This is a genomic window from Methylobacterium sp. Gmos3, from assembly GCF_056430985.1.
In genome coordinates this window covers 128,569-148,889 of record NZ_JBWJYL010000009.1, presented here as the reverse complement: position 1 = coordinate 148,889, position 20,321 = coordinate 128,569, and the positions used below count along the sequence as shown (strand labels likewise).

16 protein-coding genes and 1 pseudogene are annotated in these 20,321 nt (G+C 68.1%); 14 read left to right on the top strand and 3 right to left on the bottom strand.

Going from position 1 to position 20,321, the window contains the following annotated elements; genetic code table 11:
• Positions 1–81 precede the first annotated feature (81 nt).
• The 13 genes from zorA (at position 82) to ACS5Q7_RS19625 (ending at position 15,894) form a co-directional block, all read left to right on the top strand.
• Complete coding sequence (gene zorA, locus ACS5Q7_RS19685) at positions 82–2,253, top strand: anti-phage ZorAB system protein ZorA (RefSeq protein ID WP_478340955.1); 2,172 nt, start codon at positions 82–84, stop codon at positions 2,251–2,253.
• A 6-nt stretch (positions 2,254–2,259) separates the two neighbouring features.
• Complete coding sequence (locus tag ACS5Q7_RS19680) at positions 2,260–3,135, top strand: OmpA/MotB family protein (RefSeq protein WP_478340954.1); 876 nt, start codon at positions 2,260–2,262, stop codon at positions 3,133–3,135.
• Entirely contained in the window at positions 3,126–4,505 is a 1,380-nt protein-coding gene (locus ACS5Q7_RS19675) for an EH signature domain-containing protein (RefSeq protein WP_478340953.1), read from the top strand. The genes ACS5Q7_RS19680 and ACS5Q7_RS19675 overlap by 10 nt, the downstream gene beginning before the upstream one ends.
• A gap of 32 nt (positions 4,506–4,537) precedes the next feature.
• Positions 4,538–7,528, top strand: a complete 2,991-nt coding sequence (locus ACS5Q7_RS19670) for a DEAD/DEAH box helicase (RefSeq protein ID WP_478340952.1) — start codon at positions 4,538–4,540, stop codon at positions 7,526–7,528.
• Positions 7,529–7,562: 34 nt separating this feature from the next.
• Positions 7,563–8,378 (top strand): hypothetical protein, encoded by an 816-nt coding sequence (locus tag ACS5Q7_RS19665; RefSeq protein WP_478340951.1) that lies wholly within the window; start codon positions 7,563–7,565, stop codon positions 8,376–8,378.
• 430 nt (positions 8,379–8,808) lie between these two features.
• The gene (locus ACS5Q7_RS19660) at positions 8,809–9,078 is read left to right on the top strand and encodes a hypothetical protein (protein WP_478340950.1); all 270 of its coding nucleotides are present in this window, start codon (positions 8,809–8,811) and stop codon (positions 9,076–9,078) included.
• A gap of 155 nt (positions 9,079–9,233) precedes the next feature.
• On the top strand, positions 9,234–11,282 hold the full coding sequence (locus ACS5Q7_RS19655; RefSeq protein ID WP_478340949.1) for an AAA family ATPase: 2,049 nt from the start codon (positions 9,234–9,236) through the stop codon (positions 11,280–11,282).
• Positions 11,275–11,517 carry a hypothetical protein gene (locus ACS5Q7_RS19650; protein WP_478340948.1) on the top strand — a complete coding sequence of 81 codons (243 nt, stop codon included), beginning with the start codon at positions 11,275–11,277 and terminating at the stop codon, positions 11,515–11,517. Before ACS5Q7_RS19655 ends, ACS5Q7_RS19650 begins: the two co-directional genes overlap by 8 nt.
• A gap of 746 nt (positions 11,518–12,263) precedes the next feature.
• Positions 12,264–12,491: a hypothetical protein gene (locus tag ACS5Q7_RS19645; RefSeq protein ID WP_478340947.1), complete on the top strand. Its 228-nt coding sequence runs from the start codon at positions 12,264–12,266 to the stop codon at positions 12,489–12,491.
• 175 nt (positions 12,492–12,666) lie between these two features.
• Positions 12,667–12,921: a helix-turn-helix domain-containing protein gene (locus tag ACS5Q7_RS19640; protein WP_478340946.1), complete on the top strand. Its 255-nt coding sequence runs from the start codon at positions 12,667–12,669 to the stop codon at positions 12,919–12,921.
• Between the two features lie 98 nt (positions 12,922–13,019).
• The gene (locus tag ACS5Q7_RS19635; protein WP_478340945.1) at positions 13,020–13,412 is read left to right on the top strand and encodes a helix-turn-helix domain-containing protein; all 393 of its coding nucleotides are present in this window, start codon (positions 13,020–13,022) and stop codon (positions 13,410–13,412) included.
• A gap of 98 nt (positions 13,413–13,510) precedes the next feature.
• Positions 13,511–14,629 (top strand): tyrosine-type recombinase/integrase, encoded by a 1,119-nt coding sequence (locus ACS5Q7_RS19630; protein WP_478340944.1) that lies wholly within the window; start codon positions 13,511–13,513, stop codon positions 14,627–14,629.
• Between the two features lie 260 nt (positions 14,630–14,889).
• Positions 14,890–15,894, top strand: coding sequence for a hypothetical protein (locus ACS5Q7_RS19625; RefSeq protein ID WP_478340943.1), 1,005 nt, complete (start codon positions 14,890–14,892; stop codon positions 15,892–15,894).
• A 521-nt stretch (positions 15,895–16,415) separates the two neighbouring features.
• Here ACS5Q7_RS19625 and ACS5Q7_RS19620 read toward each other — a convergent pair.
• The 3 genes and pseudogenes from ACS5Q7_RS19620 to ACS5Q7_RS19610 all read right to left on the bottom strand — a co-directional run.
• Positions 16,416–17,045 (bottom strand): hypothetical protein, encoded by a 630-nt coding sequence (locus ACS5Q7_RS19620; protein ID WP_478340942.1) that lies wholly within the window; start codon positions 17,043–17,045, stop codon positions 16,416–16,418.
• Between the two features lie 185 nt (positions 17,046–17,230).
• Positions 17,231–18,955, bottom strand: coding sequence for a recombinase family protein (locus ACS5Q7_RS19615; RefSeq protein WP_478340941.1), 1,725 nt, complete (start codon positions 18,953–18,955; stop codon positions 17,231–17,233).
• Positions 18,956–19,180: 225 nt separating this feature from the next.
• Positions 19,181–19,834: pseudogene (locus tag ACS5Q7_RS19610) on the bottom strand (magnesium chelatase domain-containing protein); the annotation flags it as partial.
• 147 nt (positions 19,835–19,981) lie between these two features.
• Here ACS5Q7_RS19610 and ACS5Q7_RS19605 point away from each other — a divergent pair.
• Positions 19,982–20,242, top strand: coding sequence for a PepSY domain-containing protein (locus ACS5Q7_RS19605; protein ID WP_478340940.1), 261 nt, complete (start codon positions 19,982–19,984; stop codon positions 20,240–20,242).
• The last annotated feature ends 79 nt before the right edge of the window (positions 20,243–20,321 follow it).

Here is a 20,321-nt window from a genome sequence, read left to right as displayed (position 1 = left end):
GCCACCAGGACGCCGAGGCGGGGTGCCGAGAAGGCGCAACTTCCTGTTGCAACTTCAGATATCACTGATGCATCCGCGCGCTTGCTGACCCACGATTCGCATGCGAGCGTCCAGGTAGACCCGGTTCCTCCTGGCAGTGTGATGAAACCTTCGATCTGGTCGCCCCTGGTACGGGTGCCCGCATTCGCGGTGCTCTTCCTCATCGGATACCGCCTTTCGTACTTCTTCCCGGTTCTTTCGACGAAATCCGACCTGGCGACGGTCTTGAACGTCTTCAGGGAGATCGGCGCCGGTGAGTTCCGCAACGTCGGCCATCCCGAATTCGCCTTCGCGCTCGCATGCGCCATCGTCTCGTCGGCAGCAGGCTTGGCCCTCGCTCTCCTAGTGATGCATGTCATCGCCATCAGGGTGGCCTTGCGTTCGGCGTCGAAAGCCCTGGGGCCGAAGCACGATCCGAGAGAATTCCGGAACGGGTTCGACAGGATCGACCATAGGCTTTCCCGGGACCCGCTCGTGGGCCATGCCTGGAGCGAGTTCGCGAAGACGTGCGTGAAGGACGACGTCGTCGTCCGGACCGTGCGCCCCGGCTCCTTCGTCAACGCCTCGGCCGCGCGCGAGAACTTGGCCGGCCTTAAGCTCATGCCGACCATCCCCGGCTACTTCGTCGGCCTCGGGCTGCTCCTGACGTTCGTGGGCCTCGTCATCGCCTTGTCGAAGGCGGCGGGCGGCGTCGCAGGGTCGCCCGAGAACATGACGCAGTCCCTTCGGGAGCTCCTCGATGCGGCGACGTTCAAGTTCGCCACCTCCATCGCCGGCCTTTTTGCCTCGTTGGCACTGGCGCTGACATTCAAGGTCTACTCGATTGCCATCGAGACCGGGTTCGAAAGGTTCGCCCGCGCCATCGAAGCCAGGACGACCTTCCAGGCTCCCCAGGAAGCGTTGCAGAGGCTGCAGAGGACGAGCGAGGATCAACTCAGCCAACTCAAGGCCATCAACGACGTCCAGTTCTTCACCCGTTTGGGCTCCACCATCGCGCCCGCCCTGGCAGAGGCGGTGGAGAAGGCCGTCCAGCCGCTCGCGGCGCAACTGGAGGCGACGGCCAACAAGCTGGACGACAACAGCCGCACGGGCGCCGAAGGGCTGATCACCAGGTTCACGGAAACCATCCAGGGAAGCGCCGGAGCCGAGATCACCGCCTTGGCCGGGGTCCTTCGAGAGACGAAGGAGGCGCTCGAAGGCGTGAGGGGCAACCTTGCCGGATCGAGCGACGATTTCGCCCTGAAGATTGCGGCCGCGACCGAAGCCTTCGCGACACTGGTGGGGCAGGCCGGCGATCAGTTCAACCACGCGAATTCCGCCAGCCGCGAGACCATGGAGGGCATCCTTGCCGCTCTCAGGGACGCGGGCGAACAGGCTCGGGACCGCATGAACAGCGGGGTGTCCGAGGCGGGCGAGAAGGCCGCCACGATGCTGGAAACGGGGCTCGGTGAGGTCCTGTCTCGTGTAGGCGAGCAGATGGGGGCCTTTCAGGCGGCCCTGGCCGGCTTCCAGGATCGCGTGACGGAGGAGTCAGGCCGTTCCGCAGCCGCGTCCCGGCAGGCCGCGACGGCGGCCGCTGCGGCGGCCGGCGAGGCGGCAAGGGAAGCCGCCGCCTCGATCCGGTCGGGCTTCAACGAGGTCGTGACCGAGCTGCGTGGAGACATGGAGCGCATGTCGGCGGCCATGCGAGCCTCGGGGACAGCGTTCGCCGAGCAAGCCCGAGCGCATCAACAGACGACAGACCAGTCGAACGTCATCGCCACCGCCTTCGGACAGGTGGCTAATGATGTCAGCGCGGCTTCCCGGCCGCTGGTGCAGTCCGCCGACCGCATCTCCGCCTCGTCGGAGACGATGGCCAAGGCAGTCACCGAGGCCAGCGCCGCCATACGTGTCGGGCAGGATGCGGCCAGGACCCTCGCGGACCGGCTGGAAGCCAACCAGCGTCAGGTGGAGGCGGCCTGGAAGAATTACGACGAGCGCTTCGGTGCGGTGGACCAGGTGCTCGCCGACGCCGTCAGGGCACTTGCGGCCGAGACGACCCGCCAGCAACAGGGCATCGCCCAGTTCGTCCGCGACATCGACGCCGGCTGCGCCGACGCGATCCAGAAGCTCCACACGGTCACCAACAGCCTGGAGCAGAACACATCGGATTTGGCCGATTCATTCGAGGATTTCCTCGAAAACGTCCGCCGCGTTCCGGCGAACGCGCGATAGTCGGCCATGATGTCGGAAGCGGACGGCTCGACCGAGGAGAGCGAGAATTACTTCGTGTCCATGACGGACATGATGGTGGGGATGCTCTTCATTTTCATCATTATGCTGATGGTCTTCGCGCTGAATTATCGCATCGGCGACGATGACTCGAAGCGCATCAAGGACTGCCTGACCAGCGTCCTCATGCGCAACGCCCAGTTGAGCAGCGACATCAACGCGAAGGTCAATCTCATTCAGGACAACGTCCGCGGGCAGATCGAGGCGTTGGAGCTCGCGGCCGACCAGCGGCGTCGCCTCCTCAACGTCATCCGCGAACAGCTTGCGGCCCAGGGGACTGCCGTCGAGATCGACGAGCGGAACGGGGTCCTCCGGCTGACCGAGGCCGCGGTCCGTTTCGACCCGGGCAAGTCCGACCTCGACGCGCGTGCCCGCGAGAACGTCGGCAGGATAGCCAAGGTGCTCGCAGCGGCGGTCGGGGCGTTCAAGGGCGCCGGGCTAGAAACGATCTTCGTCGAGGGCCACACCGACACGACCGGCGTCCCTGATCTCGCCGAGCGCGACCGGCGCAACTGGGTCCTTTCGACCGAGCGGGCGACCTCGACCTATCGCGAACTCCTAGCCGACGCGCCCGAGTTACGGCAGTTCCGGAACCGCCGTGGTGAGACCGTCGTCTCGGTGTCCGGGTACTCCTCCACCCGCGCCATCGCCGCCGGCGAGGACCGTGAAGCCTGGGCGCGCAACCGGCGCATCGACCTCCGGTTCGTCATGGACGCCGATACGACCGTCAACCTTCGCGATATCCTCAGCCTCAACGAGCAGGTGAAGGCCCAAATCGCCCGCCTCGCCGAGATCAGCCAGGAAAGCATCCAGGCATGCAAATGAAGCGTGCCTTGGCGGAAATGGCGGACCCGCCTCGTTTCGGGGTCCGCTTGCCGGATCGGGCGACGACGGTGGCAGCCGCGGAGGCCATCGTGCCCGACGACATCGAAGTCGAGATCAACGAGCCGGACGACCTCGACGAGATAGCCGACCGCGTGGCCCTTGCCCTACAGGCCGGCCAGCCACCGGGGAAGCGCGACCTGAAACACGCGCCCCTCTGCCTGTGGGATGGCGCGCAGCCGCTGGCCGGACGGCCCGGCATCGTCGACGGATTTCTCGATCAGGTGGCGCGCTCGGGCCGTAAGAGCTTCTTCCGCCGTCTTGCCGCCGCCTACGTCATCAAGTTCCCGCTCGGAGATCCTTCGCTGGTGCGGGTCGCCGACACGCTCCGGGCGATAGCCGGCGATTATGTGGACCCCTGGTCGGCTGCCTCCGAAGCCCTGTCGCTGTTCGACCCGGCCCGTGCGCCTGGGATCATCGCCGGGATCGCCCTCGAAACCGGCCGCTCGCCCACTGACGTTCTGGCCGGCCATGGAATCCGAGGTCTCGCGACCGAGTCCAAGCTTTGTGAGGCGGCATTCCTCGCAGGCATCAGCCAGATCCGAGAGAGCGTGACGCTTTCCCCGGCTGCGCGGTTGGCAAGCATCCGGGCCTGGGGTTTCCGGGCCGATGGAACCCTCTTGTTCCCGCAGCATCGCGGTCCACTCGCGGATGCCCTGGTCCTCCCGTACGCCGATGTCGATCCTCCCAATATCGTGGATGAGTACCTCGACTTCCTCTTGAGCGCCTTCCGTGACCCGAGGGTCGGGTCCGAGAACTGGGGCACGATGGCTTGCACGCCCATCGTACTGCGTTGGCTGGCGACGTTGAGCCTTCGTCAGTTCCTCGACGTCGTGGACGGGTATGCGCTGGAAAACCACTGGACGTACCGCAGGAAGTTCTGGGAGGCGGTCAACGACCGCCGGCTGATCTCGGATGCCTGGGTTGCCTTCGATGGTGTCGGTGCCGTCGAGGCACGCCGGAAATTCGGCGCGAACACGCCGTTCGCACGGCTCGTGTCCAGCAGGAGGAAAAGGATCGAGCGCGGGCACGCCGTCCTTCTACTGAAGATCGGGAATGGCATCGTCGCCGAGTGGAGCCAGAACGGCATCTGCGACATCTGGCACGATGCAACCGATGAAACCGCGCCCCGGTGGCGACGTCGGGAATATACGGCCGACCAGGTGAGGCTGATCGACGATGCGGACATCCGCTGCACCCATTCGAGCATCAAGCACGACCAGTCCGAACGCTATTACTGGCAAAGCGACGTGGCTGACGAGATCTTCGATCTGACCGGCGTGCGCATCCCTCCATCCGAGTACAGGGTCTGAACATGGCCGTGCGGTTTCAGGCTCGGTGTCTGGTGGACCACGTCGAGGTCACGCCCGTGCGGTCGTCCCTGCTCAGAGGCGCGCGTCCTCTCGCCCGGGCGAACTGGGAAACCCTCGATGGTGAGAACGCGACCACGGCGCGCCTCCTGCTGGCGGCCGTGGCCGAAGCCGATACGCACTGGCGGGATGGCACGTTGGTGATCCCGAATGAGGCAGCGGCGGAACTGCCGGGGATGCTGGCGTCCCGCATCGGCCTGGCAGACCCTGCGCCGGTTTTCGTGACCGTCTCCATCCAGGGCGCCGTCAGCCAGGCCGACACCTCGATCAGGGTGGCATGGCGAGAGACATCCTACCGGGAGATCACGCCTCGAAGAACCGGCCTCATGATCGAATGGGGCGAACGGTCAGGACGTCTGACCGCTCCGCTCTTCGCACTCATGGAGGCGGCCGACGGCTATAACCGGACGGCTCGGGAGGGTCTCGAAGGCAGGGTAACTTGGTGGGCCCTGGTCCAGCAGGCCATCGCGAGGATCGATCCGGAGAGCGTGAAGGACGAGTACACGCGCGGCCTCACCGTCTACCAGGCCGGCTCCTTCGCCCTCGACATCGAGGACCGTCCAGGCAGCATCAGTTTCAACCCGATCCTGATGAGCCGTTCCCGGGCGCGTTCGCTGGACGACAACGCCCCTGTCGGAGACGAGGACCAGGCCGACCCCGGAGACAACGAGGGCTTGGTCGACGCCGAGGCCGCAAGACTCCTGAACGGGGAGGATCACCGCGCATTCCTCACACAGTTCGCGGCCACGTACGACACCCGCCGGGCCTACTCCCTCCGACGCACCACCCATCTCCTTCTCGATCCGGACCTTCAACGCGCCCTCGACGTCGTGCGCAAGGTCCGGCGAGGAAGCGAGGAGGAGAAGCGTGCCTTCATCGGCAATCCCCGTGCGGCCATCGCGGCCGCCCTGGGTCTCGACGGCGGCGACGCCCTCAGCACCGCGCTGTTCGTGGAGACGTGGCAGTATTCCGACCGCGTGCTCGGGTTGGGCGCCTGGATAAAGCCCGACCTGTCGTGGCTCTCGAAGGCTCGGACGGAATGGTTGCCCGAGCGCTTCCCCATCGTCGTCGACGGGCGGGAAGTGGAAGTCGGGCGAGACGACATCGAGCGGCTTCGACAGGACGTCATGACCGCCGAGGCGGGTGGCAATCCCACCGTCTCCTTTCAGGGGGCCGACCTGCCCCTGGGAGCGGCACAGGTCCTTTTCAAGCAGGTCGGACTGGGACGCGAGGCAATCGAGGAAGACGGCATCGCGCCGGCGGATGCCGAGGAGCGACTGTACTCGACGACCTCTCCCGAGCCGACGATGCCGGTGGTGGTCCAGATCAAGAGGAACTTCGAAGGCGTCGACTACGTCATGGCGGCAATCCCGCGGCGTCCGGCCATTCCCATGACGCCTCCGGCGGGGAAGATGGGCCGTACCAGCTTCAAGCCGCATCAGGAGCACGGCTTCAAGTGGCTCGTGGACGCGTGGACGACCGGCTGGCCCGGCGTTCTGCTCGCCGATGACATGGGGCTCGGGAAGACCTTCCAGAGCCTTGCCTTCCTTGCCTGGGTGAGGGCCGACCAGGAGGCACGGCCTCCGGGCGGAGCGCGGCTGGCCAGGCGACCGATGCTCATCGTCGCTCCGACCGCCCTGTTGGAAAACTGGGTCGAGGAGATGGAGAAGCACCTGGCGCCGGGAGCGCTAGGGGACGACATGGCCAAGGTGTTCGGCTCGTCGGTCCGTTTGTTCAGGAACGCCGGCGCGGACGCCGCCGCCTCCGTCGATAGGCTCGACTGGGAGAAGATCGCGGAGCACGACATCGTCCTGACGACGTACGAGACCCTGGCCGACAACCACACCGCCTTCTCGAAGATCCGGTTCTCGGTCGCGCTGTTCGACGAGATCCAGAAGATCAAGGACCCGGGCACGCTCAACGCCAACGCCGCGAGCGCCATGAACGCCGACTTCGTCCTGGGACTGACGGGCACCCCAATCGAGAACCGGATCGAGGATCTCTGGTCGATCATGGATCGGGTGATGCCCGGCCAGTTACGCGACCTCAGGACGTTCTCGACCAAGTACCGCGACGACGACCTGGAGAAGTACCGGCTGCTGTCCGACCAACTCCTGAAATCGCAGGGCGGCGCTCCTCCGATCATTCTCCGGCGCATGAAGGGCGAGCACCTGAAGGGGCTGCCCGAGAGGGCGTACAGGACCTATCCGACCGACATGCCGGAAGTTCAGGCGATGGCCTACGGCAAGGTGGTGGCCGATGCGGTCGCGGGTTCCAGGCAACATGCACCGGGCGCCATGCTGGAGTTGATCCAAAAGCTCCGGGGGATATCGCTGTTCCCGGGGGAGCCTGACGGTTTCGACCTGACGACAAAGGCAGGTTGCAGGAATTGGATCGCGCAGTCCGCTAGGCTGACTCGTTCGTTCGAGATCTTCCGCGAGATCGACCGCCTCGACGAGAAGGTGCTCGTCTTCGTCGACACCCGCCGCATGCAGGCGCTCATGGCCCTGGCGATGGCGACCATGTTCGATGTCGACCCCCCGGTGATCATCAACGGCACCGTCCCGGGCGGTGCGCGGCAGAAGAAGGTGAACGTCTTCCAGGCGAAGCGGCCGGGGTTCGATGCCATGATCCTTTCGCCGAAGGCCGCGGGCGTCGGCCTCACCATCACCGCCGCCAATCACGTTCTGCACCTGAGCAGGTGGTGGAACCCGGCGGTCGAGGATCAGTGCAACGACCGGGTCTACCGGATCGGCCAGCAGCGGGACGTCACCGTCCACATCCCCATGGCCGTGCACCCGCAGCTTCGCGACAGGACCTTCGACGTGACGTTGAACGCCCTTCTCGAAAGGAAGCGGCTGATGTCCCGGAACCTGCTCGCGCCGCCGGTTAGGGGCAACGAGGCCGAGACCCTGATGACCGATCTCGGCCTGGGGCAGGAGGAGGCGGGTGCGAGTCTTCGCTAAACGGGATCACGGCTTCGATCCGGCCGGCTGGCCGTTGGTCGCCTTCGGCAAGGAGGGAAACCGTGACGCGCTCCTTCGAGCCTCGAAGCCCGGTGACCGGGTCGTGTTCGTCGGGACGCAGAGCGGACCGACGGCTCCGGAGGAGCGTGGCCGTCTGCTCGGCATGGCCGAGTTCGCCCGCATCGCCGTCGATACCCGGGACATCGTCGATCCAGGCCTGATGCAGGCCAGGGACCTTAATGAAGACGGCACCCACGTTTGGGGTTGGGCCGTGCCGATGGTCCGGGCATGGCGGTTCACCGAGCCGCGTCTGAAGCTCATCGACATCCTGAGGGAGCAGTTGAGCTACGAGGCGACGGTGCGCGCGGTCATGCTCGACGAGGCTGACGCCGTGATGGTGATGGCGCTGCCCAAGGAGGAGGTGCCGGTCTCAGTCAACGCCCGCGTGCGTGGCCTGGCCGAGGCCGTAGGTGCCGTCACGGGCATCGGACCCACGACAGGCCTGACGCCGACATCCTGGGAGGGGAGCGTCTCGCACGATGCCACTAAGGAGGCATGGACCTACGCGATGAGGTTCGGGCGACGGAACATCTGGAAGGTCGGTCACGCCCAGGACGTGGAGGACCGCCTGCGCCAGATCAACCTGCACGTTCCCCACGAGGAACTCGGTGAGCAATGGCGGCTCCACGCCCGACAGCATTGGCCCGACTCCCTCCAGGCCTTCGAGATGGAGCAACGCGTGTTCGGGGCGATGAGGTCTTTCCGGACGCATGGGGAACGGTTGCGCTGCACCGAAAATCAGCTTCTCCAGGCATGGACCGCTTCGTTGACCTCAACCTCAAGCCACTGATCACCAACGCCGAAATATGTAATGCGTACGCCGAACGTTACGCACGATGCGATACCCTCCAAGTAGCTCGCCCCACGTCGCCCAGGGTTCCCCGGATTTCGTCCTGAGCGCACCTTTTCGCCCGGGATCCACAGGGGCCCAGGCTTTTCTACTTAGATGCAAGGTGTCGTCGTTGACCGACGTTAACCGAGCTGATTTGTTCTGCATGCCGTTAGTCGCCACTGCCTGCCGCCCAGGCTCTTTGCCGGGCCGCCACGCGAGGAACTTCGCCTCCATGCCTCCCCTCGACCGCCTCATACCTGGAGCCGACGTCCGGCCGGCGGTCGCGCGGAACGCCCGCGCCGCCATGGGCCGCCCCCTCACCTCCTTCTCGATCCCAACCGGGGCCTGACCGGCGCGCATGCGTCCGGCGGCCTCGACGGAGGCTGCCGTGTCCCCCGATTTCCATGACCCCGACAGGCTCGTCGGGCAAATTTTCGAGCAACTCGCCACCTGCCGCGCCGAGATGGGCCGGGCCTCCCTCGGGAGGGTGGCCGCCGCGCTGCGCGTGGCGCTGGGCGCCGCCGTGCTGGGCGAGGCCGAGCGGCAGGCCGCCTCCCTGGCCGAACGCATCGGCGGGCCGCGGCCGGGCGACGTCCGCGTGACCGCCCATGCCCGGCGCACCACCGGCGAGCCCTTCGACGAGAGCATCGAGCCGTAACGACGTATCCGAGGAGATGCCCGTGTTTCCGTTCCCCATAGCGACGCCGCCCGGCTGGAAACCGGCCGACCCGCTCGCCACCCCTTCCCGATCATCCCGCGAGGCCTGACCGGCGCGCCCGAGCGCGTGCGGCCGCCTCGCGCAGGAGGCCGCACATGCCCAAGCAGACCCGCCAGCCCGCCCGCACGCCCAAGCCGCCGCGACGCCCCGCCCCCGCGACCGTCGCGGCCCCGCCGACCGAGGCCGACGCGTTCGAGGACTTTCCCGCCGAGCCCGCCGTCGAGGATTTCGGCGGGACCGTTTCGAGCCTGCGCGTCACCACGCTGCTGGCGATGGCGCTGGTCCAGGACGCCATGCGGCCCGCCGACCTCCGGCGCATCGCCAGGGCCCGCGGCCTTGCCGTCGTCGTCGGCGTACCGGGACCCGATTGGGTCGACCCGGTCGCACGCGCGATGCAGAAGGTCGGCGACTGGAATGAGGTAATTAAGCGGCAGGGCGCCTCCCGTCAGGAGCGTCCAGAGGTTGGTTGCGACTTGGTCGCCGAGGCCCTCGGGGCTGGCCGGAACATCTGCGGGGTGAGCCACGCCCCCGAGCGCTACCTCCCCTCGACCCTGGTCGGCTTGGCCGACATCCGCATCGACCTGGTATCGCCGAGCCCGCGGGCCCTGCGCACCGCCATCCGGCTCGCGACCGGCTCGCGGCCCGGTCCGATCCCGCGCGGCATCGCGGCCGGGCTGCCGTTCTCGACCCTGGCCGGCTGCATCCGCCGCGGCAGTTCCGGAAGGTCCTGCGTCCGCCGCATCGAGGCCGCCTCCCGCGCCCTGACCGCCTTCGACCCCGGCGTCGCCGACGTCCGGCCCATCGAGGAATGCCACGGCTACGACGAGGGCGGCTCCAAGGCCTGGGCGCTGAAGTTGATCTCGGAATTCGAGGACTATCGCGCAGGAAACCGACCCTGGAGCAGCATCGAGAATAAGAACATCGTGCTGGCGGGCGACCCCGGCGTGGGCAAGTCCTCGTTCGCCCGCAGCCTTGCCAAGTCGCTAAGGCTGCCGCTTTTCTCGACCAGCGTCTCATCTTGGTTCGCGTCCACCGGCGGATACTTGAACGAGATCATTCGTCAGGTCGACACCGTAATCGGACAAGCTTCCGCCGCCGGGCACGGGGTCCTCGTACTTGAAGAAATCGACTGTATTCCTAACAGATCTACGGTCGATCAGAGAAACCGTGAGTATTGGGTCGCCTTGACGTCCCATATTCTCACAGTATTGGACTCGGCGATGTCAGGGGCAACTTCATCCCTGATCATCATCGGTGCAACGAATTTCCCGGAGCGGTTGGACGAAGCGCTCGTCCGGCCGGGGCGCCTTAACAAGGTCGTGCGGATCGAGAGGCCCGACGGCCCCGCCACCGTCGGCATCCTACGCCAGCACCTGGGCGGGGACCTCGCAGACCTTGACCTCAGTCCTGTCGCCGCAATCGGCGCAGGCGCGACGGGGGCGCAGATTGCGGGCTGGGCGAAGGGGGCCCGGGCGGCAGCCCGCGCCGCCGGCCGGCCGATGACCCGCGCCGACCTCGTCGCGCAGGTCGCCCCGCCGGAGACCCGCAGCCCCGAGGAAATCCTATCGGTGGCGAGGCACGAGGCGGCTCACTGCCTCGCCGGCTTCGTCCTCGGGAGCGCGGACGTGGAGACAGCCTCCATCGTGGCGACTGGTCCCTATTCCGGGCTCACGCGGAGCCGTGTCCGGGTGCGGTCCAGCGTGCGGCGGCGGGACCTCGACGACTACGTGGTGACGCTCCTCGCCGGCCGGTCCGCCGACGCCCTGTGGGGCAGCGTCCACAGCGGGGCAGCCGGCCAGCCCGGCTCGGACCTCGCCGCCGCCACGCGGCTCGTGGCCGCCGCCCATGCCTCGTACGGCCTGGGGGACAGCCTCGCGTGGCTCGGGGACGAGGAGACCGCGATGACCCTCGTCAGGACTAACGCCGGTTTCAGGCGCCAGGTCGAGGCCGACCTCGCGGCCCTGCAAGCCCGTGCGGACGCGCTGGTCCGCGACAACGCCGACGCGGTCGACGCCGTGGCGGCGCGGCTGGTCGACCGGCGCGTCCTCGCCGGCGACGAGATCCGTCGGATCGTTACCGAACGCGGGGCCGTGCCCGCCGCGTTCCCGGTGGCGTCCCCCGTGGTGGAGGCCCGCGATGCCTGACATCGACGCCCGCCTCGGCCAAGCCGTCGCCGCACTGGCCCGCGCCGCCCGAGACCTCTCCCCCGAGCGGTTCCTCGACCTCCTTGAGGACGTCGCCGTCGAGACCGCGGCGGCGCTCGCGGCGGAGCGGGCCGCCTGCACCGCAGCCACCAAGGCCTCCGGACCGCGAGTCCAGGGTGGCGGGAACGTCGTCCCGTTCGGCCTCGGAAGGGGCAAAGACGGAAATCGGACGTGATCGCGGTTTCGTGAAGAGGTCGATTCCCGGCCCCCGACGGAACCCCATTTTCCCGGTTCTTGAACCGCGTTCAGTCCGCGACTTGCGGGCCGGCCTTTGACCACCGGGAACCGGCCGGCAACCGACCAAGCGCCTAAACCCACATGTCATTCCGAGGCCACGAGTGCGCATTCCCAAGATGTCGCCGAAAAGGACCAAGTTCGCAAATCTTCAAGCTGGTATACCAGTAGTAAAATCAATGATTTGCTTGAAATGATTGTTTTTAATTCATTTTTGTGAGGCTACCCGATTCGCCCGTTCTAGGCGCGATTCGCCCCGACTTGCCGTCGATGTCGAGCGGTGCAAGATCATCGCCATGCCGCCCGGCCAGGCCCTGGTCCACGGCGGCACCCGCCACCCGGCGGGCATGAAAAAGCCCACGGCGGTCTCCCTGCCGTAGGCTCGCGGGCCGTGAGCCCGAAGGGTGAGGCCAGCCACCGCTCCCGCAAAGACCGGATGGCTGGCCTCGGATGTCACTCAGGCGGCGGTCGCTCCCGCAAAGACCAACGGCCGCCATCGCCAACACACACGCGAAGGCTCGTACACCCATGCCGAATCCAGAGCAAGGCCCCGGGGCGTCCCGGGGTCGAGGATCCCCTGCGCCCTTTTCCCGGCCCGCCTCGGCGGCATCCGCCGACACGCCGACCGGTCCCCTGGTGCCGGTCACGCAGGAACGCCGCGTCCCGGGTCGTCGGGCGCAGCGGGCCATGAAGTCGAGGCTGATGGCGGGCGTCGCCGAGGCCGGGCTGGCCGCGGCCGTCTCCGTCGACGGCGCCCCGACCCACAGGTTCGCCCGGCTCCTCGGTCGGATCGTGCGCCCCCCGGCCGAGCCGGACCTGTTCGCTTCCGACGAGGCGGACATGCTGGACCGGGCCATCCATTTGGCCCGCGTGGCGGCGCAATCGTGGGCACCGGCCCGAATACCGCCGGCCTGACCCCGGGGCAGGCACCGGCCGCCCCGTAGGCCGCATCCCAACGGGCCGGCCTCCCACCCACACAACCCGAAAGAACGTCGAGGCGCGGCTACCCCCGGTAGCCCGGCGGGGAAGGCATGCCCGCGTCCGCCCCTCGCACGTCCGGATCCCCGACCAGACCGAAAGGACGCACGCCATGACACGCGACCGAGACGAAGATCCGGCCGATCCCCTACGGACCGGCTCCGGCCCGAAGGAGCGGCCTGGAACGCTCACCATGCGGGAGGTCGCCGACCGCCTGCGCATCAGCCAGCGCCATGTGATCCTGCTCATCGAGGGTGGCTACCTCGACGCCGTCGCCGCCGGGCGCATCGGCCGCCGCGACATCGGCGTCCGCGCCGGGGACCTGGAGCGCTTCGTCGCGAGCCGGGACCCCTTCACCCGGCACTGACCCATCACCCCCCGAAAACCTGTCGGAACGGGCGGCCGCGCCTCGCGGCCCCGCCGGGAAACCGTGCCCGCGCCCCGGCCCACAGCACCGACACCGCCATGAAGAAGGACCCCGAGACGATGATGCGTATCCACGATTTCCGGGACGCCCCGGCGCCGGACAATGACCCCGGCGTCGACGAGTTCGCCCTGATCCTCCAGGTCGCACTTACCCTGAACGACGTCGCCGAGCGGCTCGGCGTCAGCCTCCGCCACGTCCAGGCCCACGTCGACGACGGCAATCTCGTCGCCGTCAACGTCGGACGCGGCACCACCCGCCGGGACCTCCGCGTGCTGGAGGAGGACCTCGAAGGCTTCCTCCTCCGGCGACGGACGACGCTGCCGAGGGTCGCGCCGTTCCCCGAGGCCCGGCCACAGCGCCCCCCGGTGCTGCCGGCCAAGCCCGACTACGCGCAGCGCCGCGCGGCCCGCCTCGCCGGGAAGCGGGTCTGACCGTGGGCGTCCCCCTGCTCCGCTGCCGTGGGCCGCCAGGCCGCGGCCTCCAGACCGCACCACCGATCCACGATCCTGTTTGACCACGGAGTTTTGACATGGCCGAGAGCCACGGAGTTTTCCTGCCCGCCGGGTCCAAGACCTACCACTGCCGCGTGATGGTGAACCGGAAGAGGCACAGCACCTCGACGGGCTGCACGGCGAAGCGGGACGCGATGGCGTTCTCGCGACGCTGGAAGGTGTCCCTGATCGCGCAGGCCGAGGCCGCGCGCGCGGCCGCCCCGCAGATGACCATGCTCCAGGGGGTGAACCGCTACATGAAGGAAGCCGGCGAGAAGCTCGTCTCCGCCGACCAGGTCGAGGTGTTCTTCGACTGGCTCGTCGACCGGATCGGGGCGGCCACGCCGCTGGCGGACATCCGGAACGACACGGTCTCGCGCCTGATGGCCGAGCGCGGCGAGGACTTTCGGTACGGCAACCCGGACTGCGGCCCGGTCGCCGACACCTACGTCGAGCGGGCGGTCCTGATCCCGCTCCGCGTCCTGCTGCGGCGCGCCGTCGAGGCGTGGGACATCGAGCTGCCCAACGAGCCGACGTGGTCCCGTCACAAGGTAAAGAAGCGCTTCCGGACGCGGGTGATGTCCTGGGACGAGGAGATGGCCATCAAGGCCGTCGTCAGCCCCGAGTTCTGGGCGCTCATCGAGTTCGTGCTGCTCACCGGGCTGCGCCGCGACGACGCCCTCATCGAATGGGAGCAGGTCGACCGGATCGCGCGGGTCATCCGCCTGATCATCAAGGGCAACAGGCCGTTCGAGGTCCGGATCACCGCCGGCATCCGCAAGCTCCTGGAGGAGGCGGAGGCCATCGGCGGCCAGCGGCCCGAGGTCTGGACCTACGTCCCGAAGTCCGGTCCCGACGTGGGCATCAGGAAGAACGTGTCCTACGGCATGTTCCAGAGCCTGTGGCGCGCCGCCTGCACGCGGGCCGGCGTCAAGGGACTCCGGATTCATGACCTGAGACGGACCGCCGGGGAGCGCCTCTACCGCGCGACCGGGGACATCTACGTCGTGAGCCGCTTCCTGGGGCACTCCAGCGTGGAGTTGACGCGGATGTACTACCTGCACGTCCAGCCGGACGACATCGAGGAGCGGCAACTGGCCATGGAGTGGGTCCGGGCGAAGTCGCTCGACGAGCACGCCCGGATGGGTGCCGCCTGAGGCGGGGAACAACCCAACGGTTGAAGGCCGCCCCGTGAGGGGCGGCCTTTTTCTTTGGCGCGGCCACCGACTGGTCCAGGCCGGCAGCATCCCCCAGGGATGGCCCATCTCGCCTCATCTGGGGCTCCCGGGCCGGAGCGATCCGGCCCTCGCACCACGGGTTGGCCTCGGCGGCGATTGGGCTTAGCGGAGGCCGCGCGAGGTCGTGCCTGTCCCGCCGCCGGCACCGGGCCCAGGCCTGATCCGGGGAGCATCGTGTCATGGACGGAATGCGCGAACGCGCCGTCGAACTCCTGAAGCTGGCGCGTTCCGGCATCGGGGACGTGGGCTGGCACTGGTTCGCCCACCACTTCTTCCACCCGTTCGGGCACCCGCTGGCCACCGCCATCATTCAGGCGTGCATCCACATCGACGCCGCGGCCCCGGGTGAAGCCGGCAAGCCGGGGATCGGGACGGTCCTCCTCGGCGAGCTGGCGTCCATCGGCGGGCGCGAGGGACATAAGCCGCACTACGAGCAGCTCATGCAGAAGCTGGGTGAGATCCTGGTGATCGAGCGGATCACCGGATGCCCCTGGCCGCCGGGGACGACGTTCCGGCACGAGCCGGCCGCCACCAAGAGCGGCCCGCGGCCCGAACTCCTCGTGGTCACGCCCGAGGAACGCTTGGTCGTCGAGGTGAAGACCCCGTCGCTCCTCGCGCACGCCCGCCAGCGCGGGGAGAACGGCGTACAGTTGCCCTACCGCGAGGGCTTGCCGTTGGAGGGAGCGCGAGAGGCGTTGGGCGCCGGCGGAATGACGCTGCCGCGGGACAACCCCGTCCTGGATTTCCTCAAGGACGCCAACCGGAAGTTCGGGGGGTTCCGGGCCGACGGCCAAACCGCGGGGCTGCTCGTCATCGTTTGGGACGACCACGTCTACGAGCCGATCTCGACGCTGGTGAACCCTCGGTCCGGCCTTTTGACGCCGAACAGCTTCGCCAAGGGCGAGGACGGGGCCGCCCTGCGCTTCGCCGACATCGACGCCGTGGTCGTCGTCCGGCACCTGCATAACTTCGTGCGGGCGGCGGGGGACTTACGGTTGTTAGACCGGCGCCACGGGCTGGACTTCGGCGACGAGCGGGCGCTCCCGAACGTGCTGTTCCGCGGCGACGGCGGCAGGCCGATCCCCGGCGGGGTGCTCGCCCGCCTCCGGGCCTGGCCGCACGACGACCCGAGGCTGGCGACCATGGCCGAGTACAAGCCGAAGGACGTCGTCCTCTGGGTCTAGGGAGCCCGTCCCTGGGCGATGGCCGGTCCGGCTTCCAGCAAAAGGAAACCCCCGCGGCGCGCATCCGTGCGCCGCGGGGGTTTGAGTTCCCGGGGAAGGCGCCGGCGGCGTCGAGCCGTCGGCGGGTGTCTCTTGAACGGACCCGCAGGGTCCGGAACCGAACTTGCCGCGGGATTGGCAAGCTCGGCCCGTAACCTGTTGATATCGCTGTATGTCTTAGTAGGAGCCGGATTTGGTGATGCTGCAGCGGCAAGCGACCGCCACTTGAAATACCATGGCATTATGTCCGGTAAACGATTGATTTAACTTGGAAAAGCGGATCGGCGCGGACCGTCTCGAAGCGCGCCAGGCGAATGCATCTTACCGCGAAAACGGAGCGGAAATGCAGGGTTCGGAACCGCGATTGGCAAGGAATTGGCAAGGGTCGGGACCCCTGGTCCGAGTCCCTTTCCGAGGCGTGTACCTTCTTCGCGTGATCGCCGCAGGGTCATTCGTCTCGCCACCCTGGGCCATCGTCCCGATCATGGCGAGGACCGCCGTTTGCCGGGCGCATACTCCGCAAGCTTGCCGCGGACGAAGGGAGGAGTGTCTCCCTGGCGTGGCGGCCAGCATGCCCACCACCTCATGTTCACGTTCCGGGCGAGCCCGACGCCCTTCAGGGAGTAAAGGGCGTTCTCGACCACCTTGTTGAGCCGCTGGAACTTCCCGACCTCGGCGATCTCAGCCTTGAGCATTCCCTCCTCGCCGGCGTTGAGCAGCATCCTCAGGGCGCTTGCGACCGCCCAGGCCGACGTGTCGAGCGTCATCGGGGGCAGGCTGACCTTCGCCGGATCGACGGGGACCATGCAGTCGACCTTGTCCGCGATCTCCTCGACGAGCGCGCTATGCCGCTCGACCGCGGCAACCAATTCCATGAGCGCACCGGCGCCTCCAGTTTCGCGTCCCTGAACCTGGCGCTTCGGGGGCCCGTCCGCCACGGCGAGATGGGCGGCAGCGGCTTCCGCGTAGATATCGCTGATCCTGCAGCCCCGGCGGGCGGCGAGGATACGGATAGCCGTATGGACCTCGCCGGGGACGTAGATCATCGCCTTCACCTTGCCCTCGGGCTCGGCGGGGGATTCCGGAACGGGACGGGCATTCGGTGATGCCACGCGGCGCGTTCTCGTCACGACGACAGCCTCGCAAAAGCTACCAAGCTGTCATGACAGCATGCTGTTAAAGGAGCGTGCGCAACAGGGCTTGCGACATGCCCGGCGCTTTCGAACAGCAGCACGATGCCATGCTGTCATGCTGTCGTGACAGCAAGCTGTCGCGCACCCGACCCGCAGGTGTCGCCTCACGCGAGCGGCATCGGATCGAGCGTCCCCCCGAGCGGTCCGGCGTCAGGCATCAGGCCTTCCAGGGCCTCCCACCGCACCCTCTGGCGCCGGGCGAACTCGGGGACAGACCCGCTGCGCTGGTTGCCCTCGTCCATCTCCAAGGCGGCTTGCTGGAATTCGGCGATCTCGTCCGGGTTCTCGGTGTGGACCAGGACGGTCACGTCCCGCGGCTTGAGGCCGGCGTACGGAACCACCCCCTTGTAGGTCGCCGTGATTCGGTCCGGGCCGAAGGTGATCTTCGTGAAGCCCGCCCGCACCTCCTGGGCCAGCCGGACGCGCAGGTCGGCGCGCTCGGCATCGGTCGCGCCCTCAAGCCTGGCCTTCAACTCCGCCAAGGTCCGCCGCCGCTGCTCCGGGGTCGGCTGGTTCGCCACGATGGCGCCGAGCCGCCTGACCCGGGCGAGCTCGGCCTCGGCCTCGTCGAGTTCCTTCTGCAACTCGACGGCGCGGTGCGCATACGCGGTCACCCCGCTCTCCACGGCCGCCATGATGGAGGCGAGGCGCTTGCCGACCTCCGCGACCTTGGCCTCGTGATCGGCGACCGTCGGCGGTGCTTCCACCTCCTCGCCCTCGGCGGCCAGGAGCTTGCGGACGTCGATGCGCGTCGTGCAGCCGAGAACCTTCTCCTCGGCCAGGTCGAGGCGCCAGCGTCGTGTATTCTTGCAATCCCCGCGGGACGCCTCGGCGCAGACCAGCCACGCCGAGCTCCGCCCGCCCTTGTTCTCGCGCTTCATCCGGCCGCCGCAGGTGCAGCGGGCGAGATTGCGCAGCAGGTTCGCCTCACCCGTCACCTCGCGCGGCCCGCCGGACTTGTCGCGCAGGGCCAGCGCCGCGGACGCCCGCATGAAGTCCGCCTCGCTGATGGCCGCGGGATAGTATCCCTTGACCGGGGGCCCCGCCGGCACCCGGCGGCCCTCCTCGTCGCGCTTGTAGGGTTGCATCTCACCGAAGGTCGCGCGGTTGCGAATGACCTTCTGGACGTAGGACGTGTGCCACGCCTTGCCGTCCTCGAAGGGCTCGAAGCCGGCCTCTTCGAGTCTCCGGGCGACCTTGTGCTTGCCGTACCCGCGGATGGTGTCGTCGAAGATCCGACGGACGATCTCACGTCCGTGCTCCTTGAACTCGATCCGCCGCTTGCCCCCCTCCTCGACGACCCGGAGCCACCCCGGGACGCGCGAGGTCAGCACCGTGTCCGAGGCCGCCTTCCGCTTCTTCTCCCAGGCCTCCCCGACCCGCTTGCCCTTCGTCTTGCTCTCCTCGTGGGCGCGCATCATCACCATCAGCGAGCCGAACAGCGCCATGGGCTCGGCCTTGATCCGCTCCCGGGAATAGACCTGCCCGTCGAGCAGCGTGACGATGGTGATGCCGCACTTCAGGACCTTGGAGAACTCGCCGATGACGTCGAGGGCGTCCTCGCGGCTGAACCGGTCCAGGCTCTCGATGATCAGGAACGAACCCTTCGGCACCTGGCCCTTCGAGACGAGTTCGAGGAACTTGCCGAGCGCGCCCTTCAGCCTGTTGAGGCCGCGGTAGGCGCTGACGCCGAGATCCGTCAGGCTCTCGTCGATGACCATGCCGTTATCGGCGGCCCACTTCTCGGCGGCCTCGGTCTGCCGCCGCAGGCTGTCGCCGCGCATCTGCTCGGGACGCGAGAACCGGATGTAGGAATAGCACTTGGGCATCGGGCGTCCGTCGGTGCGGAGGCCCGGCATTCGGCGCGGCGCTCCGTGGTCAGCGGGGAGGATGCGGCGCGGTCGCTATCATCGGGTGAATGCCTCGTGCGGCGTGGCAGGTCGTGATCGTGGCCGGTCGGACAGATGCCAAGGACCGTCACGCGGTTGTCCCCTGAAAAAACCGGGCGCCGTCGGGGCGGTGGCCGTCGCCGGGGAGCGGGCCTCCATGATAATCGGCCCCATCATCAGCAGGTTGTGGCCCCCGGCCGCCGCGATCTCCAGGGCGCGCTTGGCGCCCTCCTGGCCCTTGATGTCGGCGAGGTCGGGCAGCACCTCGTCCGTCGCCGCCAGGGCCGGCTTGGGCCGGGCCATCACCTGGCTGCCCTTGAAGTGGTTGGCGAGCTGGATGAGCGAACGGGGCGCCAGCACGTCGAGGTCGCCCCCGGCCCAGGCCGCCTCCGGCCCCGTCGCGGCGGGGCAGACGAGCCCGAGCCCCCGCTCGGCGGCCGCGAGCGCCGCCGGCAGCACCCCGCTGACGGGGGTGAGCGTCCCGTCGAGGGCGAGTTCCCCGAGCACGCAATAGCCCGCCAGCGCGTCCGCCGGGATCGCGCCGATGGCGGCCATCACCCCCAGCGCGATGGGAAGGTCGTAATGCGAGCCCTCCTTCGGCAGGTCGGCCGGGGCGAGGTTCACGGTGATCCGCTTGGCCGGCAGGGCGAGGCCGGAGGCGATGAGGGCTCCGCGCACCCGCTCCCGCGATTCGGCCACCGCCTTGTCCGCGAGCCCGACGACGGAGAAATTCACCGAGCCGGGGAGGATCTGCACCTGGACATCGACGGCACGCGCCTCGATCCCCTCGAAGGCGACGGTGGCGACGCGCGTGACCATCCTGGCCGTGCTCCGGTGAAAACGACCCGCGACCGGGTGTCGCACCTGTGCGGGAAAACCGGAGCCGGCTCAAGCGGGTCGGGCGCCTGGAACCAGCCGGCGCATCCGCTGTTCGGGCTCTGTTACAATTCAGAAACGGAGCCCGCCATGCGCCTCGCCTCAAGCCTCGCCGCCCTTGCCGTCGCCCTGACCCTGGCTCCGGCCGCCCATGCCGACACGCCGCTGCCGCCTGAGCAGAAGGCCAAGGTCGAGGCGATGCTGCGCCAGGAAGGATTCACCAAGTGGAGCGAAATCGAGCTCGATGACGGAATGATCGAGGTGGACGACGCCATCGATTCGGCCGGGAAGAAGGTCGATCTGAAGCTCGATCCGACTACCTTAGCGATCGTGAAGCGCAAGAACGACTGAGCCGCGCCGCCCCCATCCCCCTTCGGATGGGGGCCTTTCGGAGGGGGAGCGCCCAGATCCGGCCACGAGGATATGCAAA

Excerpts from the sequence above, each read along its gene's own strand:
- ACS5Q7_RS19680 (WP_478340954.1), top strand. The coding sequence starts at position 2,260 with ATGATGTCGGAAGCGGACGGCTCGACCGAGGAGAGCGAGAATTACTTC.
- ACS5Q7_RS19675 (WP_478340953.1), top strand. The coding sequence starts at position 3,126 with ATGCAAATGAAGCGTGCCTTGGCGGAAATGGCGGACCCGCCTCGTTTC.
- ACS5Q7_RS19655 (WP_478340949.1), top strand. The coding sequence starts at position 9,234 with ATGCCCAAGCAGACCCGCCAGCCCGCCCGCACGCCCAAGCCGCCGCGA.
- ACS5Q7_RS19650 (WP_478340948.1), top strand. The coding sequence starts at position 11,275 with ATGCCTGACATCGACGCCCGCCTCGGCCAAGCCGTCGCCGCACTGGCC.
- ACS5Q7_RS19645 (WP_478340947.1), top strand. The coding sequence starts at position 12,264 with ATGAAGTCGAGGCTGATGGCGGGCGTCGCCGAGGCCGGGCTGGCCGCG.
- ACS5Q7_RS19640 (WP_478340946.1), top strand. The coding sequence starts at position 12,667 with ATGACACGCGACCGAGACGAAGATCCGGCCGATCCCCTACGGACCGGC.
- ACS5Q7_RS19635 (WP_478340945.1), top strand. The coding sequence starts at position 13,020 with ATGAAGAAGGACCCCGAGACGATGATGCGTATCCACGATTTCCGGGAC.
- ACS5Q7_RS19630 (WP_478340944.1), top strand. The coding sequence starts at position 13,511 with ATGGCCGAGAGCCACGGAGTTTTCCTGCCCGCCGGGTCCAAGACCTAC.
- ACS5Q7_RS19625 (WP_478340943.1), top strand. The coding sequence starts at position 14,890 with ATGGACGGAATGCGCGAACGCGCCGTCGAACTCCTGAAGCTGGCGCGT.
- ACS5Q7_RS19615 (WP_478340941.1), bottom strand. The coding sequence starts at position 18,955 with ATGCCCAAGTGCTATTCCTACATCCGGTTCTCGCGTCCCGAGCAGATG.
- ACS5Q7_RS19605 (WP_478340940.1), top strand. The coding sequence starts at position 19,982 with ATGCGCCTCGCCTCAAGCCTCGCCGCCCTTGCCGTCGCCCTGACCCTG.